This is a genomic window from Pseudomonas sp. SED1 (assembly GCF_034044025.1).
Classification (GTDB): domain Bacteria; phylum Pseudomonadota; class Gammaproteobacteria; order Pseudomonadales; family Pseudomonadaceae; genus Aquipseudomonas.
The window spans coordinates 1-15,725 of record NZ_JAXCIS010000076.1 but is presented as its reverse complement, the minus strand read 5'-3'; the positions used below and the strand labels follow the sequence as shown (position 1 = coordinate 15,725).

The 15,725-nt window shown below is 61.6% G+C and carries 15 protein-coding genes; 8 read left to right on the top strand and 7 right to left on the bottom strand.

Annotation, left to right across the window (positions count from 1 at the left end):
- The first annotated feature begins 38 nt into the window (after positions 1-38).
- From recO to tadA, 4 genes are all read left to right on the top strand, one after another.
- Positions 39-728: a DNA repair protein RecO gene (gene recO, locus SNL23_RS11385; protein ID WP_076017604.1), complete on the top strand. Its 690-nt coding sequence runs from the start codon at positions 39-41 to the stop codon at positions 726-728.
- A 52-nt stretch (positions 729-780) separates the two neighbouring features.
- Positions 781-1,524, top strand: a complete 744-nt coding sequence (gene pdxJ, locus SNL23_RS11380) for a pyridoxine 5'-phosphate synthase (protein WP_003210427.1) — start codon at positions 781-783, stop codon at positions 1,522-1,524.
- Between the two features lie 218 nt (positions 1,525-1,742).
- Positions 1,743-3,122, top strand: coding sequence for a multicopper oxidase family protein (locus SNL23_RS11375; RefSeq protein ID WP_076017603.1), 1,380 nt, complete (start codon positions 1,743-1,745; stop codon positions 3,120-3,122).
- Complete coding sequence (gene tadA / locus SNL23_RS11370; protein WP_076017602.1) at positions 3,122-3,613, top strand: tRNA adenosine(34) deaminase TadA; 492 nt, start codon at positions 3,122-3,124, stop codon at positions 3,611-3,613. The genes SNL23_RS11375 and tadA overlap by 1 nt, the downstream gene beginning before the upstream one ends.
- 138 nt (positions 3,614-3,751) lie before the next feature.
- On the opposite strand, the gene cmoB is transcribed toward tadA, so the two are convergent.
- The 7 genes from cmoB to SNL23_RS11335 all read right to left on the bottom strand — a co-directional run bounded on the left by cmoB (position 3,752) and on the right by SNL23_RS11335 (position 10,984).
- Complete coding sequence (gene cmoB / locus SNL23_RS11365) at positions 3,752-4,708, bottom strand: tRNA 5-methoxyuridine(34)/uridine 5-oxyacetic acid(34) synthase CmoB (protein WP_076017601.1); 957 nt, start codon at positions 4,706-4,708, stop codon at positions 3,752-3,754.
- Positions 4,705-5,448: a carboxy-S-adenosyl-L-methionine synthase CmoA gene (gene cmoA / locus SNL23_RS11360; RefSeq protein ID WP_076017600.1), complete on the bottom strand. Its 744-nt coding sequence runs from the start codon at positions 5,446-5,448 to the stop codon at positions 4,705-4,707. Before cmoA ends, cmoB begins: the two co-directional genes overlap by 4 nt.
- Positions 5,449-5,584: 136 nt before the next feature.
- Complete coding sequence (locus SNL23_RS11355) at positions 5,585-6,229, bottom strand: lysoplasmalogenase (protein ID WP_318302283.1); 645 nt, start codon at positions 6,227-6,229, stop codon at positions 5,585-5,587.
- A gap of 1 nt (position 6,230) precedes the next feature.
- A complete protein-coding gene (locus tag SNL23_RS11350; RefSeq protein WP_076017598.1) occupies positions 6,231-6,623 on the bottom strand; it encodes a protease inhibitor I42 family protein in 393 nt (130 codons plus the stop codon).
- Between the two features lie 87 nt (positions 6,624-6,710).
- On the bottom strand, positions 6,711-7,166 hold the full coding sequence (locus SNL23_RS11345; RefSeq protein WP_318302282.1) for a hypothetical protein: 456 nt from the start codon (positions 7,164-7,166) through the stop codon (positions 6,711-6,713).
- 185 nt (positions 7,167-7,351) lie between these two features.
- Positions 7,352-9,772: an endopeptidase La gene (gene lon / locus SNL23_RS11340; RefSeq protein WP_318302281.1), complete on the bottom strand. Its 2,421-nt coding sequence runs from the start codon at positions 9,770-9,772 to the stop codon at positions 7,352-7,354.
- A gap of 222 nt (positions 9,773-9,994) precedes the next feature.
- On the bottom strand, positions 9,995-10,984 hold the full coding sequence (locus SNL23_RS11335) for a GntR family transcriptional regulator (protein ID WP_318302284.1): 990 nt from the start codon (positions 10,982-10,984) through the stop codon (positions 9,995-9,997).
- 334 nt (positions 10,985-11,318) lie between these two features.
- Between SNL23_RS11335 and SNL23_RS11330 the strand changes: the two genes are divergently transcribed.
- Genes SNL23_RS11330 through SNL23_RS11315 form a run of 4 tightly spaced genes read left to right on the top strand, consistent with a single transcriptional unit; the run spans position 11,319 to position 15,708 of the window.
- Positions 11,319-12,662, top strand: a complete 1,344-nt coding sequence (locus tag SNL23_RS11330; RefSeq protein WP_318302280.1) for an amidase — start codon at positions 11,319-11,321, stop codon at positions 12,660-12,662.
- An 11-nt stretch (positions 12,663-12,673) separates the two neighbouring features.
- Positions 12,674-13,552: a polysaccharide deacetylase family protein gene (locus tag SNL23_RS11325; RefSeq protein ID WP_318302279.1), complete on the top strand. Its 879-nt coding sequence runs from the start codon at positions 12,674-12,676 to the stop codon at positions 13,550-13,552.
- A 42-nt stretch (positions 13,553-13,594) separates the two neighbouring features.
- Positions 13,595-14,935, top strand: coding sequence for an MFS transporter (locus SNL23_RS11320; protein WP_017476084.1), 1,341 nt, complete (start codon positions 13,595-13,597; stop codon positions 14,933-14,935).
- 11 nt (positions 14,936-14,946) lie between these two features.
- Positions 14,947-15,708 (top strand): SDR family NAD(P)-dependent oxidoreductase, encoded by a 762-nt coding sequence (locus SNL23_RS11315; RefSeq protein WP_076017593.1) that lies wholly within the window; start codon positions 14,947-14,949, stop codon positions 15,706-15,708.
- Positions 15,709-15,725: the final 17 nt, after the last annotated feature.

The window sequence follows — 15,725 nt, the reverse complement described above, 5'->3', positions numbered from 1 at the left end:
CGTTGTTTTCCAGACCGTGTTCCCGCAGCGAGAACCCAATGTCCCAAACCCCACCCACCGGCCAACCCGCCTACGTCTTGCACAGCCGCGCCTACCGCGAGACCAGCGCCCTGGTGGACTTCCTCACACCCCAAGGCCGGCTGCGCGCAGTCTTGCGCAGCGCCCGTGGCAAGGCCGGCACCCTGGCGCGGCCTTTCGTGGCGTTGGAAGTGGAGTTTCGCGGACGTGGCGAGCTGAAGAACGTCGGCCGCATGGAAGCCGCGGGCGTCTCCAACTGGCTCAACGGCGAGGCGCTGTTCAGCGGCCTCTACCTCAACGAATTGCTGATCCGTCTGCTCCCCGCCGAAGACCCACACCCCGGCGTCTTCGATCACTACGCCGCCACCTTGCTTGCCCTCGCCGAAGGCCGCCCCCTCGAACCGCTGCTACGCGCATTCGAATGGCGCCTGCTGGATGACTTGGGCTACGGCTTCGAACTGAGCCAGGACTTGCACGGCGATCCCATCGCCGCCGACGGCATGTACCGCCTGCAAGTGGACGCAGGCCTGGAGCGGGTCTACCTGCTGCAACCCGGCCTGTTCCAGGGCACTGAGCTGCTGGCCATGAGCGAAGCCGACTGGACGGCCCCCGGCGCCTTGTCCGCGGCCAAGCGCTTGATGCGCCAGGCCCTGGCCGTGCATTTGGGCGGTCGGCCACTGGTCAGCCGCGAGTTGTTTCGAAAGCCCTGACATCCCCGTGTATGCTGTGCAGCGATTCCTTCCCTCTTCAGGAGCGCTTTTCGTGACCACCAGCAATCGCATTCTTCTCGGCGTGAACATCGACCACGTAGCCACCCTGCGCCAGGCCCGGGGCACCCGTTACCCGGATCCGGTCAAGGCCGCGCTGGACGCCGAAGAAGCGGGCGCCGACGGCATCACCGTGCACCTGCGCGAAGACCGCCGCCACATCCAGGAGCGCGACGTGCTGCTGCTCAAGGACGTGCTGCAAACCCGAATGAACTTCGAAATGGGCGTCACCGAAGAAATGATGGCGTTCGCCGAGCGCATCCGCCCGGCGCATATCTGCCTGGTGCCGGAAACCCGCCAGGAACTCACCACCGAAGGCGGCCTCGATGTGGCCGGCCAGGAAGCGCGGATCAAGGCTGCCGTGGAGCGTCTGTCGAAGATCGGCAGTGAAGTCTCGCTGTTCATCGACGCCGACGAGCGCCAGATCGAAGCGTCGCGCCGTGTGGGCGCACCGGCCATCGAACTGCACACCGGCCGTTACGCCGACGCCACTACGCCGACTGAAGTTGCCGATGAATTGCAGCGCATCATCGATGGCGTTAACTGCGGCCTGGGCGAAGGCCTGATCGTCAACGCCGGCCACGGCCTGCATTACCACAACGTCGAAGCGGTGGCTGCGATCAAGGGCATCAACGAGCTGAACATCGGCCATGCGCTGGTGGCTCACGCGCTGTTCGTCGGCTTCAAAGGCGCCGTCGCCGAGATGAAAGCCTTGATTCTGGCCGCCGCCAAACATTAAAAGAGCGCCGAAGATCCAATGTGGGAGCGGGCTTGCTCGCGAAGGCGGCGTGTCAGCCGATGCATGAGTAACAGACCCACCGCTTTCGCGAGCAAGCCCGCTCCCACACAAGCCTGCTCCCACATGTGGCAATGCGAACCCTTACTGTTTAGGTGATGCCGGTGTATGGTATCTGCCCTTTGCGGGTCTCGGACCCGCGGCAGATACGTGAGGTTGTTGTGTCCCAATCGTTTTCCCGTCGACAAATCCTGGGTGGTCTTGCCGGTCTCGCGGTAGTGGGCGTTGGTGCCGGTGGTGCCTACCGCTATTGGCTGGGCAAGGTCGCCGAGGCCGAGGCGGGGCACGATTACGAGTTGATCGCCGCGCCGCTGGAGGTGGAGCTGGTACCGGGACACAAGACCGAAGCCTGGGCGTTCGGCCCTTCGGCCCCCGGCACCGAGTTGCGGGTGCGTCAGGGTGAATGGCTGCGGGTGCGCTTTATCAACCACCTGCCCGTCGCCACCACCATCCACTGGCACGGCATTCGCCTGCCGCTGGAAATGGACGGCGTGCCGTATGTCTCGCAATTGCCGGTACTGCCGGGCGAATACTTCGACTACAAATTCCGCGTGCCCGATGCCGGCAGCTACTGGTACCACCCTCATGTGAACAGCAGCGAAGAACTCGGCCGTGGCCTGGTGGGCCCGCTGATTGTCGAAGAACGCGAACCCACCGGTTTCAAACACGAACGCACCTTGAGCCTGAAAAGCTGGCACGTGGACGAAGAGGGCGCCTTTGTGGCCTTCAGTATCCCGCGTGAAGCGGCCCGTGGCGGTACCGCCGGGCGCCTGTCGACCATCAACGGTGTGTCTCAGGCGGTGATCGATCTGCCGGCCGGCCAGATCACCCGCGTGCGCCTGCTCAACCTCGATAACACCCTGACCTATCGCATTAACATCCCCGACGTTGAAGCGCAGATCTATGCCCTGGACGGCAATCCCGTCGAACCACGCCCGCTGGGCAAGGAGTACTGGCTGGGCCCCGGCATGCGTATCTGCCTGGCGATCAAGGCGCCTCCCGCCGGTGAAGAACTGTCGATCCGTAACGGGCCGGTACGCCTGGGCACCTTCCGCTCGGTCGCCAGCACCGACGCACCTACCGAATGGCCGCCTGCGTTGCCCGCCAACCCGGTCGCCGAGCCGGACCTGGCGAATGCCGAGAAACTCAACTTCAATTTCGAATGGGTTGGATCGGTTTCGGTGAACGTGGACAATAAGCCGCCGAGCCTGTGGCAGATCAACGGCCAGGCCTGGGACATCACCGACAAGACCTGCGCCGACCGCCCGATTGCCAAGCTGGAAAAGGGCAAGAGCTACATTTTTGAATTGAAGAACATGACCCAGTACCAACACCCGATCCACCTGCACGGTATGAGTTTCAAGGTCATCGCCTCGAACCGCCACAAGGTGATTCCGTACTTCACCGACACCTACCTGCTGGGCAAGAACGAACGTGCCCGCGTAGCGTTGGTGGCGGATAACCCGGGTGTCTGGATGTTCCATTGCCATGTGATCGACCACATGGAAACCGGCCTGATGGCCGCCATCGAGGTGGCGTGATGCGCCAGTTTCGCCCCACGGCGATTATCGACCGCAGCCGCGACCAGGACTTCATGCGTGAAGCGCTGACCCTGGCCGCCCAAGGCGCCGCGCTGGGTGAGGTGCCGGTGGGCGCGGTGCTGGTGCAGGATGGAGAAATCATCGGGCGTGGCTTCAACTGCCCCATCAGCGGCAACGACCCCAGTGCGCATGCCGAGATGGTCGCGATCCGGGCCGCCGCCCAGGCTGTCAGTAATTACCGGCTGCCGGGCAGTACACTCTACGTCACGCTGGAGCCGTGCAGCATGTGCGCCGGGCTGATCGTCCACTCGCGGATCGCCCGGGTGGTGTACGGCGCGCTCGAACCAAAAGCCGGGATCGTGCAAAGCCAAGGGCAGTTTTTTACCCAGGGCTTTCTCAATCATCGGGTGCTGTATGAAGGCGGGGTGTTGGCCGAAGAGTGCGGGACAGTGTTGAGCGAGTTCTTCAAGGCGCGTCGCGCCAAAGGCTGACGCGATACCCTGTGGCGAGGGAGCTTGCTCCCGCTGGAGTGCGCAGCGCTCCCCAGATTTTGGGGCCGCTACGCAGCCCAGCGGGAGCAAGCTCCCTCGCCACAACAGCAGTCTTATTTCTTCAACACAACAGCAGTCTTATTTCTTCGCGACAATCACCGCCCGCATCGGCGCCGGCAGCCCTTCGATGGTCTTGCTGTGATCCTCAGGGTCCAGGAAGTCGCTGAGGGACTGATACTTCATCCACTCCGTGCCGCGCTGTTCCTCAATCGTCGTCACGCTCACATCCACACAGCGCACGTCGGTGAAGCCCGCGCGGCGCAGCCACAGCATCAGCGCCGGCACCGACGGCAGGAACCACACGTTGCGCATCTGCGCGTAACGGTCTTCCGGCACCAGCACCTGCTGCTGATCGCCTTCAACCACCAGCGTCTCCAGCACCAACTCACCGCCCTTGACCAGGCAATCCTTCAACGCCAGCAAATGCTCGATCGGCGAACGGCGGTGGTAAAACACGCCCATGGAAAATACGGTATCGAAGCCTTCCATATTCGGCGGCAGGTCTTCAAACGGGAACGGCAGGTGCCAGGCCTTTGGCTCAGGCAAGTAGCGCTGCACCGCCTGGAACTGGCAGAAGAACAGCCAGTTGGGGTCGACGCCAATCACGCTGTCCGCCCCGGCGCCGAGCATGCGCCACATGTAATAGCCGTTACCGCAGCCCACATCGAGGATGCGTTTGCCCTTCAGATCCAGGTGTGGCGCGACTCGCGACCACTTCCAGTCCGAGCGCCATTCGGTGTCGACGTGCACGCCGAACAGATCAAACGGGCCTTTGCGCCACGGGCATAAGCCCAGCAAGGCCGTAAGCATTTGCGCACGGGTTTCGTCGTCGCAATCGGTGTCGAGCACCAGGCCATTGAGCAGGTCGATTTCGCTGGGCATGATTTTCGGCAGCGCATCCAGTGCGCTCTGCCAGCGCTCCAGGTCGCCATGACCTTTTTCCATCTTCGCATCGAGTTGCGCTTGCAGGCCCTGGGCCCAAACGGCCAGGGGAGTGCCGACCAGATGGCGGGCGAGGGGAGACAGATCAATCATGGCAAGGCAATCAACGAGGCAAAGTTAAGACACTGGAACCACGGCACGACTTTCGAGAATCCGGCCGCCAGCAGGCGTTCACGGTGTTCTTCAAGGCTGTCGGGCTTCATGACGTTTTCGATGGCGCTGCGCTTCTGGGCGATTTCCAGTTCGCTGTAGCCGTTGGCGCGCTTGAAGGCGATGTGCAAATCGGTGAGCAGCGCGTGTTCTTCAGGATCATTGAAGCGCAGCTTTTCCGAAAGGATCAGCGCGCCGCCCGGCAGCAGCGATTGGCGAATGCGCGAGAGCAAGGCCAGGCGTTGTTCGGGGGCGATAAATTGCAGGGTGAAGTTCAGCGCCACCACCGAAGCCGGCTGGAATTGCAGCGCGAGGATATCGCCCTCGATCACCTCCACTGGCAGCAACTCCTGGAACATCGAGTCCTGGCCGTTGAGGTATTCGCGGCAACGCTCGACCATCGCCGCCGAGTTGTCCACAGCAATCACCCGGCAACCGTCGGTGCGCACGTGACGGCGCAGGGCCTGGGTCACCGCGCCGAGGGATGAACCGAGGTCGTAGAGCACGCTATTGGGCTGGGAAAACTGCGCCGCGAGTACGCCGAGGTTCTCGACGATGGTCGGGTAGCCGGGCACCGAGCGCTTGATCATGTCCGGGAAAACCCGCACCACGTCTTCGTTGAAGGCGAAGTCCGGCACCTGGGGCAGGGGCTGGGCGAATAGGCGATCGGGTTCTTTGCTCACGGCTGTTCCGGCGACGAAGGGGGAAAGCCCGGCATTTTAGCGTAGGAGCTGGCTTGCCGGCGATGTTCGTTAACGATGACGCGGACTTTCTGGATGAGCGCGGCAACTGTGGGTTTTTTCGCTGGCAAGCCAGCTCCTACAGGTTGACGGGTTTTTTCTGAGGAAAGGAAGAGGCCGTAATCCCCCACTGCCCCAGCCAATAACTGACGATCAGCAAATACGGCGCCGCTTCAAACGAAACCACAAACCGATTGATCCCAATCAGCGTGTCGGAAAACACGAACGACGCTGCGCCCGCCGCCGCCAGGTACGCCGAACGCTTGGGCACTTCGCTACCCAATCGTGCCAGTGCTCGCCACAACATAGCGCTGATCACCAGCGCATAAACCACCACCGGCGCCAGCAATGGGCCCAGGCCATGGGAAATCAGGATGCTCAGCAAGATCGCGCCCACCACCAGCGCCAACACCAGCGGCAAAATCGCCGGGCGGCGGCAGTCGCTTAAGTAGGCTTTCAGGTACGCCAGGTGCGCGAACAAAAACGCCCCCAGGCCGTAGATGAACAAGTCGCCTGGCCAGGCCAGCAGCACATCACCTACCAGGGAAAAAATCAGCCCCAGGCTGATCCAGCGTCGATAGTCGGTAGGCGGCGCATCATGCAGCCAGCCCAGCAGCGCCAGTACCGGTAACGGCTTTACCAACAGGCAGAGCAGGGTGGCGTGGGTGCTCAGGCCGTAGATAAAGGTCACCGCACCCATCAACGCAAGGATCATCCATGGCATATCAGTTCACCGTAATGGCGCAGTCGAAGGTTTCGGCCGGTTCTGCTTCCGGCTCCCAAGGTTGTTGTGAGGTGAGACGCAAACGGCCCTGGCCGGCGTTGAAGGCCTGGAAGCGCCAGGTGGATTGACCGCCGCTGCCGACCACGCCGGTGTCTTCAGTGTTGCTGTAGACCTCGGGGCTCAGGCTGCGCAGCACACCGCCGGCCGAGTCCTGGATGGCCCAGCGATAACCGGTGGTGGGATTGCTGGGCAGGGTCAGGATCAGGTTTTGCCCGGTCCTGAGTTGCAGTGGGCAAGCGCTCTGTTTTTCCACGGTGACGTTTTGCTTCGGCGCACTGGCGCAGGCGGCGAGCAGGCAAAGGCTCAGGGGGAGAAGCAGGCGGGCAGCGGTCATGGGGGCTCCGTTGTTTGACGACGAAGGGCGAGCATAACCGAAGATGAGACAGGGTGTTACAGCGGCACAACACATGCCGTTTTACCGTTAACGAAGCACAATCACCAGCCATACATCAAAGGTGGCCGCGATCCGCAATGTTTCCCCGTCTCGCGCCTCGACTTTCATGTCGAGTGTTCCGCTGTAGTGGTTATTGTTTTCGGAGATTTTCAGCTTCAGCGTTCCCTGCTTGGTAACGGTGTGTCTGTGCATAAAGCCGAAGCCGTCCAACTCCATGTTGGAGTAAATGACTCTGACAACCGGGCCTACGGATACTTCCTCAAAGTCGTAAGTACCTGATTGAATATCCCTGTGCAGCACCATTTCAAATCTTCGCTCACTCTGCGCGCTGTATTTCTGGGCGATGGCAGTGATCCCGAACCAGTGCTCATCCGCTTGATACTCCAACTCCTGCGCGAGGAAATCCCCGCGATGAGATACGGTCGCCTTGAATAATCCAGTGGTATTGCTTGTGATTGCCGGTGCGTAGTTTGACTTTTTCATGAGGATCCTCCCAGTGAATAACGGATTCAATATAAATAGGCTGGGAATGGATCGGTACTGTAAGAACTGACAGTTTTTAATTCTGTTATGCGCTATCAGCGCAGCGTTTTAGTTATAGCAACCCTTAAATAACAATGACCAGGCATGATGCCTGGCCATTGTTATTTCACGTGCGGCTTATTACCTCAGAACAACACCTTCGCCACATCCGCAAAGCGCTTGGCAAAATGTACCGTCATGCCTTCCTTCAGATACTCCGGCAGCTCTTCAAAGCTCCCGCGGTTAGGCTCCGGCAAGATCAGTTCGTGAATCTTCTGGCGCCGCGCCGCAATAACCTTCTCGCGGACCCCACCAATCGGTAGTACATGTCCGGTCAACGTCAGTTCACCGGTCATCGCCACGCCTTTTTTCGGCGGCTGGTTACGTGCCAGGGACAGCAACGCACTGGCCATGGTCACGCCCGCGCTTGGTCCATCTTTTGGCGTCGCACCTTCCGGCACGTGCAGGTGCACGAAGGCTTCGTCGAAGAACTTCGGGTCACCGCCGAACGACTTCAGGTTGGAGCTGATGTAGCTGTAGGCAATCTCGGCCGATTCCTTCATCACGTCACCCAGTTGCCCGGTGAGTTTGAAGCCACGGTTCAGTGTGTGAATACGCGTCGCCTCGATCGGCAGGGTCGCGCCGCCCATGCTGGTCCACGCCAGACCGGTGATAACACCGGTGCCCGACAGCACTTGCTCGTTACGGAACACCGGCATCCCCAGGGAGGCTTCCAGGTCCTTGTTGCCAATCTTGATCACCGAGTCCGGCTCATCCAGCAGCTTGACCACGGCTTTGCGCACCAGTTTGCCCAGCTGTTTTTCCAGCTGGCGCACACCGGCTTCCCGGGCGTAGCCATCGATCAGGGCGCGCAGGGCGCCGTCGCTGATGGACAGGCTGTTTTTCGACACGCCGGCTTTTTCCAGCTGTTTTGGCCACAGGTGACGCTTGGCAATCGCGACCTTTTCTTCGGTGATGTAGCCCGACAGGCGAATCACTTCCATGCGGTCCAGCAATGGGCCGGGGATCGAGTCCAGGGTGTTGGCGGTGCACACGAACAGCACTTTGGACAGGTCCAGGCGCAGGTCCAGGTAGTGGTCGAGGAATTCGACGTTCTGTTCCGGATCCAGGGTTTCGAGCAGGGCCGAGGCGGGGTCGCCCTGGTAGCTCTGGCCCATCTTGTCGATCTCGTCGAGCATGATCACCGGGTTCATCACTTCCACATCTTTGAGGGCTTGCACCAGCTTGCCCGGCATCGCGCCGATGTAGGTGCGGCGATGGCCCTTGATCTCGGCCTCGTCGCGCATGCCGCCGACGCTGAAGCGGTAGAACGGCCGGCCGAGGGATTCGGCAATCGATTTGCCGACGCTGGTCTTGCCCACGCCCGGCGGGCCCACCAGCAATACGATGGAGCCGGCGACTTCGCCTTTATAGGCACCCACCGCGAGGAATTCGAGGATGCGACTCTTGATGTCGTCCAGGCCGGCGTGGTGCTTGTCGAGCACTTTGCGGGCGTGTTTCAGGTCGAGTTTGTCCTCGCCATACACACCCCATGGCACCGAGGTGGCCCAGTCCAGGTAGTTGCGGGTAACCGCGTACTCCGGTGAACCGGTTTCCAGGATCGACAGCTTGTTCATTTCTTCGCTGATGCGTTTTTGCGCCTGGGCCGGCAGCACCTTGTCCATCAGGCGTTGTTCGAACTGCTCGACGTCGGCGCTGCGATCGTCCTTGGTGAGCCCCAGTTCCTGCTGGATGACCTTGAGTTGCTCCTTGAGGAAGAACTCGCGCTGGTGCTCGCCGATCTTGCGGTTCACTTCGGCGGAGATTTCTTTTTGCAGGCGCGCGACTTCGACCTCCTTGCGCAGCATCGGCAAGACTTTTTCCATGCGCTTGAGCATGGGCACGCAGTCCAGCACTTGCTGCAGCTCATTGCCGGTGGCCGAGGTGAGGGCGGCGGCGAAGTCGGTCAGCGGCGACGGATCGTTGGGGCTGAAGCGGTTGAGGTAGTTCTTCAGTTCTTCGCTGTACAGCGGGTTGAGCGGCAGCAGTTCCTTGATCGCATTGATCAGCGCCATGCCGTAGGCCTTGACCTCATCGGTCGGCTGGGTCGGCTGGTGCGGGTATTCGACTTCCACCAGGTACGGTGGGCGGTGGTGCTTGAGCCAGGTCTTGATCCGCACGCGGGTCAGGCCCTGGGCGACGAATTGCAGCTTGCCGTTTTCGCGGCTGGCGTGATGCACCTTCACCAGGGTGCCGTACAGCGGCAGGCTGGAGGTGTCGAAGTGGCGCGGATCTTCGGGCGGGGTTTCCATGAAGAACAGGGCAAGGGAGTGGTGGTCGGATTTGCTCACCAGCTCCAGGGTTTCGGCCCACGGCTCTTCATTGACGATCACCGGCAACACTTGCGCCGGGAAGAACGGCCGATTGTGGATCGGGATGATGTAGACCTTGTCGGGCAGGTTTTGCCCTGGCAGGGCCAGGCCAGTGTTGGAAGAAGTGTGTTCAGCGTTTTCCGGATCGGCGTAGTCGTTGAGGTCGATGTCCGGGAATTCTTGCTGGTCGCTCATGGGGCACCTGCATAAGGAAGTATGCAAGTTAGATGGGGCGGGTCGGCCGTGGTTTCAATGGGTGGGGTGAGATAGCAACATATTGCACAATATTTTCAAAAGCGCCGCTGAACAAGTGTGGGAGCGGGCTTGCTCGCGAATGCGCTCTGTCAGTCAATGCATCTGTGACTGATGCGCCGCATTCGCGAGCAAGCCCGCTCCCACATTTTCGATTGCATTTCGTCAACTGAGTTTGTGCAAGTAGGTCGGTAAAGGTTGTTCAGGCAGCACCGACAGCACCTTCAAACGCTGCAACATCCGCTGCCTGGCCCGTTGCAGGTGCTCGCGCAGGTTCAGTGCGGCGGCGTCGAATGCACCATGCAGCAACAGCTCAAGGATCAGCCGGTGCTCGGCCAGCATCGCCGGATCCGCACCGATGCCCAGCAGGCGGTAGAAAATCCGGCTGATGATCATCGGGCTCTGGCCCTGGCGAATCAGCGCGGCGATCTTGCGGTTTTGCAGGCCCGCCAGGCAGTGCTGGTGCAGGTCTTCCTCGATTTGCTCGATTTCTTCCAGGCTGCAATGGGCGCTGTCCTGGGCGTCGAGCACCCGCTGCAACATGGCTTGCAGCAGGTCGCGGTCGAGGTTTGGCGCGCTCTGGCGCAGGGCTTCCGGCTCCAGGCAGGCGCGCAGTTCGTAGTCTTCGGTGACTTCCCGGGCGGTCAGCGGCCCGGCCAGCCATTGGGAATAGGGTTCTTTTTCCACCAGGCCACGGTCCCGCAGGCGCATCAGTGCTTCGCGCACCACCGCGCGGCTGACGTTGTAGTGCTCGGCGGCAGCCTGTTCATCCAGGCGGTAATGCCCGAAGGCGATGCAGGTCGAGAGCGCTGCGCCGATTTCCTCGACGATTCGCTCCCCCAGTGGCCGGGTGTCCACCAATTCATCTTCACCGTTGAGGCCCAGGTGCGCATGGCTCAGGGGCAGGCGCAGCGGCTCCATGTCCAGGCCCTCGGGGTTGATCAGGTAACCGCGGCCATCAAAGCGGCAGATCAGCCCTTCGTCATGCAACAGGTTCAGGGCTTTGCGCACCGGCACTCGGCTGGTGCCGAACAGTTCGGCCAGCGGCGCTTCCAGCAACACCAGGCCATGGCGCGCGGTGCCGTGGGTGATGGCGTCGCGCAAAACCTGGTGAATCATCGCGTAACGGGAAGCCGAGGCTGACACTGCTTTCATCGGGTTCTCTGGAGCAAACGGGTCGGTGGCCGGGGATTCTCTCATAGTTGCGCCTGTCACTCTGCGCCACGTCGGTGGCACTTTTTTGGGGCCTGCAGCGGGAGTTGTTACTTTTCTGCACCAGAATGTACTTATTAATAAAAGATACATTATTTCATTGTGGACGAGTGTTAAACGCCCGCCGATATTTCTTTTGATGTCTGAAACCCATCTAGGCCGTGTATCTGCTTCAAGCTGCCCGACATGCCCAACGCGGTGTCAACGAGACTGGCACGAAAGCTGCCTTTGTAAAATGTACATTTTATTAATATGTACGTTTTTAGAAGGTCATTCCATGTCAGACGCCACTTCACTGGCCGAGGATTTCGCCAGCGGTCGCAGCGACCCGGTGCAGGCACTTGAACAGGCACTTGCCGACGCGAGCAAGGTCCCCAGCGTATTCATTTCCCTGACCGCCGAGCGCGCCCGCCGTGAGGCCGAAGCGTCCGCTGCCCGTTGGCGTGCCGGCCAGCCGTTGAGCGTGTTCGACGGCGTGCCCCTGGCCTGGAAAGATTTGTTTGATGTGGCCGGCAGCATTACCACAGCGGGCGCCCTCTATCGCACCCAGGCACCGGCCGCCTTGCTGGATGCGCCGAGCGTAGGCCTGTTGTGCCGCGCCGGCATGGTCAGCGTGGGCAAGACCAACCTCAGCGAGCTGGCGTATTCCGGCCTGGGCCTGAACCCGCATTTCGGCACGCCGCACAACCCGAGTAGCGTTGATCAACCGCGGATTCCCGGCGGCTCGTCGTCCGGTTCAGCCGTCGCCGTGGCGGCCGGCATCGTACCGATCGCCATGGGCACCGACACTGCCGGCTCCATCCGTATCCCCGCAGCACTGAATGGCGTAGTGGGGTACCGCAGCAGTTGCCGGCGCTACAGCCGCGACGGCGTTTTCCCGCTGGCTCACACCCTCGACAGCCTCGGCCCGCTGACCCGCAGCGTGCGCGATGCGCTGGCCATCGACGACCTGCTCAACGCTCGCGACCAGCGCCCGCCACGCCAGGCCCGAAGCCTCAATGGCCAGCGTTTTTGGGTCGAACAAAATGTGCTCGACGACGCCCGCGTCGAGCCCGCGGTGCGCGATAACCTGCAGCGTTGCGTGGACCGCTTGAAAGCCGAAGGTGCGCTGATTGATGTGCGCCCCTCGAAGACTTTCCAGGCCACCCTCGACCTGATCCAGCACCAAGGCTGGCTTGGCTCCTTCGAAGCCTTCGCCCTCCACGAAGCCCTGCTCGACAGCCCTGACGCCAACCAACTCGACCCCCGCGTACGCCGTCGCCTTGAAGCGGCCCGCACGCTGCCGGCCAGCCAACTGCTGGCGCTCTACGAAGCCCGTCGCCGCCTGCAACAGCAGCTTATCGACGAACTCGACGGCGCGATCCTCATCACCCCCACCGTGGCCCATGTGGCCCCGGCCCTGGCGCCACTGGAAGCCGACGATCAACTGTTCGTCAGCACCAACCTCGCCACCCTGCGCCTGACCATGCCCGGCAGCCTACTGGACATGCCCGGCGTCAGCCTGCCCAGCGGCCGCGACGCCCTGGGCCTGCCCACTGGTTTGCTGCTCAGCGCCCCCAGCGGCGAAGACGCGCGGCTGCTTCGGGCCGCGCTGTCAGTCGAAACCGCACTCACTTTTTAAGGAGACACATCATGGCTAAAGACATCCTCTGTGCATTTGGCGTCGACGTCGACGCGGTCGCCGGCTGGCTCGGTTCCTATGGCGGCGAAGACTCCCCGGACGACATTTCCCGTGGCCTGTTCGCCGGTGAAATCGGTGCGCCACGCCTGCTCAAATTGTTCGAGCGCTATGGCCTGCGCACCACCTGGTTTATTCCCGGCCACTCGATGGAAACCTTCCCCGAGCAGATGAAAGCGGTGGCCGACGCCGGCCACGAAATCGGTGTTCACGGCTACAGCCACGAAAACCCGATTGCGATGACGGCCGAGCAGGAAGAAATCGTCCTCGACAAGTCCATCGAGCTGATCACCCAAGTCACCGGCAAACGCCCCACCGGCTACGTCGCGCCGTGGTGGGAGTTCAGCAAAGTCACCAACGAACTGCTGTTGAAAAAAGGCATCAAGTACGACCACAGCTTGATGCACAACGACTTCCACCCGTACTACGTCCGCAAGGGCGACACCTGGACCAAGATCGACTACAGCCAGCACCCCGACACCTGGATGAAACCCCTGGTGCGTGGTGAAGAAACCGACTTGGTGGAGATCCCGGCCAACTGGTACCTCGACGATCTGCCACCGATGATGTTCATCAAGAAAGCCCCCAACAGCCACGGCTTCGTCAACCCGCGTCACCTCGAAGAAATGTGGCGCGACCAGTTCGACTGGGTCTACCGCGAGCACGAACACGCGGTGTTCACCATGACCATCCACCCCGACGTTTCCGGCCGCCCGCAAGTGCTGCTGATGCTTGAGCGGCTGATCGAACATATCCAGAGCCATGCCGGCGTGCGCTTCGTCACCTTCGACGAAATCGCCGATGATTTTATCCGCCGCCAACCGCGGAGCTGACACCCGTACCTAAACCCTGGCCAACCTCCCGAGGCGCGATTCATGTCTATCTACAACAAGCTTGATCTGACTGGCTGGAAACCCCGGCAACTGACGCCCAAGGAAGTGCGTTTCGCCACCTGGATCGCGTTTTTCGCCTGGGTGTTTGCGGTGTATGACTTCATTCTTTTCGGCACTTTGCTGCCGGAAATCGGGCGGCACTTTAATTGGGGTGAAGTGGAGCAAGCGCAGATAGCGACATGGGTGGCGGTAGGTACCGCCGTGGTCGCGCTGGCCATCGGTCCGATCGTGGACAAGCTGGGTCGGCGCAAAGGGATCATTTTCACCGTGGCCGGTTCGGCAATCTGCTCGGCGCTGACCGCCATTGGCGGCGCGTGGGGCAAGTCTTCGCTGATCCTGATCCGTTCGCTGGGCGGCCTGGGTTATGCCGAGGAAACTGTCAACGCCACCTACCTGAGCGAGCTGTACGCCGCTTCCGATGACCCGAAACTGGCCAAGCGTCGCGGCTTTATCTACAGCCTGGTGCAAGGCGGCTGGCCGGTGGGCGCGTTGATCGCGGCAGGTTTGACCGCGCTGTTGCTGCCGGTGATTGGCTGGCAGGGCTGCTTCGTGTTTGCGGCGATCCCGGCGATTGTGATTGCGGTCATGGCGCGCAAGCTCAAGGAGAGTCCGCAGTTCCAGATTCACCAACGCATCAGCGAGCTGCGCAAAAGCGGCTCGGTGAAAGAAGCACAAAACGTCGCTGTGACCTACGGCGTGGACTATGACGAACACAGCAAGGCCGGCCTCAAGGCCGCCTTCCGTGGCCCGGCCCGCCGTGCAACGTTGGTGATTGGTGCGGCGCTGTTGCTCAACTGGGCCGCGATTCAGGTGTTCAGCGTGTTGGGTACCTCGGTGATCGTCAGCGTGCACCACATCTCGTTCGAGAACTCGCTGATCATCCTCGTGCTGTCGAACCTGGTGGGTTACTGCGGCTACCTCAGCCACGGCTGGATGGGCGACAAGATCGGCCGGCGCAACGTGATCGGCCTGGGCTGGATGCTCGGCGGGCTGTCGTTTGCCGGGATGCTGTTTGGCCCGAGCAACATGGCGATGGTGGTTGGGCTCTACAGCCTGGGCCTGTTCTTCCTGATCGGGCCGTACTCGGCGGCACTGTTTTTCATCAGCGAAAGTTTCCCCACCAGCATCCGTGCCACCGGTGGCGCGATCATCCATGCCATGGGACCGATTGGGGCCGTAGTCGCCGGGTTTGGCGCGACCCAAGTGTTGTCGGCCGGCAGCGACTGGCAGACCGCTGCGCTGTGGTTCGGCGCGCTGCCGTGCTTCCTGTCCGGTGCGTTGATGTTTGCCGCACGCCATGTGCGTCCGGAAACCGTTCAGTAAGGAGTTATTTGATGAGTCGTAAAGTTGCATTGATTACCGGTGCCGCCAGCGGCATCGGCCAGGCCCTCGCGGTGGCGTATGCCCGCAGTGGCGTGGCGGTGGTGGGTGGGTATTACCCGGCCGATCCCCATGACCCGCATCACACAGTTGCGCTGGTGGAAGAGGCCGGCGGTGAATGCCTGATGCTGCCATTGGACGTGGGCGATACCGCGTCGGTGGATAACCTGGCGGCGCAGGCGGTCCAGCACTTCGGTCGCCTCGATTACGCAGTGGCCAACGCCGGATTGCTGCGCCGTGCGCCACTGCTGGAGATGACTGACGAGTTGTGGAACGAGATGCTCAACGTCGATCTGACCGGGGTGATGCGCACCTTCCGCGCGGCGACCCGCCACATGAGTGAAGGCGGTGCGTTGGTGGCGATTTCGTCGATTGCCGGTGGCGTGTATGGCTGGCAGGAGCATGCGCACTATGCGGCCGCCAAGGCCGGCGTGCCGGGGTTGTGTCGGTCGCTGGCGGTGGAATTGGCGCCGTTGGGGATTCGTTGCAACGCGGTGATTCCGGGGTTGATCGAGACGCCCCAGTCGCTGGACGCGAAGAACTCCCTGGGGCCGGAAGGCCTGGCGAAAGCGGCGCGGGCAATCCCGCTGGGTCGGGTAGGGCGGGCGGATGAAGTCGCGTCTCTGGTGCGGTTTTTGACCAGTGAGGAATCGAGTTACCTCACCGGGCAGAGCATCGTGATTGATGGTGGCCTGACCGTGCGCTGGCCGGATTAACCCCGGTTTTAAGCCGG

What these genes read in the sequence shown, in the direction of transcription:
- recO (WP_076017604.1), top strand. Translation starts at nt 39, where the DNA reads ATGTCCCAAACCCCACCCACCGGCCAACCCGCCTACGTCTTGCACAGC.
- tadA (WP_076017602.1), top strand. Translation starts at nt 3,122, where the DNA reads ATGCGCCAGTTTCGCCCCACGGCGATTATCGACCGCAGCCGCGACCAG.
- cmoB (WP_076017601.1), bottom strand. Translation starts at nt 4,708, where the DNA reads ATGATTGATCTGTCTCCCCTCGCCCGCCATCTGGTCGGCACTCCCCTG.
- SNL23_RS11355 (WP_318302283.1), bottom strand. Translation starts at nt 6,229, where the DNA reads ATGCCATGGATGATCCTTGCGTTGATGGGTGCGGTGACCTTTATCTAC.
- SNL23_RS11350 (WP_076017598.1), bottom strand. Translation starts at nt 6,623, where the DNA reads ATGACCGCTGCCCGCCTGCTTCTCCCCCTGAGCCTTTGCCTGCTCGCC.
- SNL23_RS11345 (WP_318302282.1), bottom strand. Translation starts at nt 7,166, where the DNA reads ATGAAAAAGTCAAACTACGCACCGGCAATCACAAGCAATACCACTGGA.
- lon (WP_318302281.1), bottom strand. Translation starts at nt 9,772, where the DNA reads ATGAGCGACCAGCAAGAATTCCCGGACATCGACCTCAACGACTACGCC.
- SNL23_RS11335 (WP_318302284.1), bottom strand. Translation starts at nt 10,984, where the DNA reads ATGAAAGCAGTGTCAGCCTCGGCTTCCCGTTACGCGATGATTCACCAG.
- SNL23_RS11330 (WP_318302280.1), top strand. Translation starts at nt 11,319, where the DNA reads ATGTCAGACGCCACTTCACTGGCCGAGGATTTCGCCAGCGGTCGCAGC.
- SNL23_RS11325 (WP_318302279.1), top strand. Translation starts at nt 12,674, where the DNA reads ATGGCTAAAGACATCCTCTGTGCATTTGGCGTCGACGTCGACGCGGTC.
- SNL23_RS11320 (WP_017476084.1), top strand. Translation starts at nt 13,595, where the DNA reads ATGTCTATCTACAACAAGCTTGATCTGACTGGCTGGAAACCCCGGCAA.
- SNL23_RS11315 (WP_076017593.1), top strand. Translation starts at nt 14,947, where the DNA reads ATGAGTCGTAAAGTTGCATTGATTACCGGTGCCGCCAGCGGCATCGGC.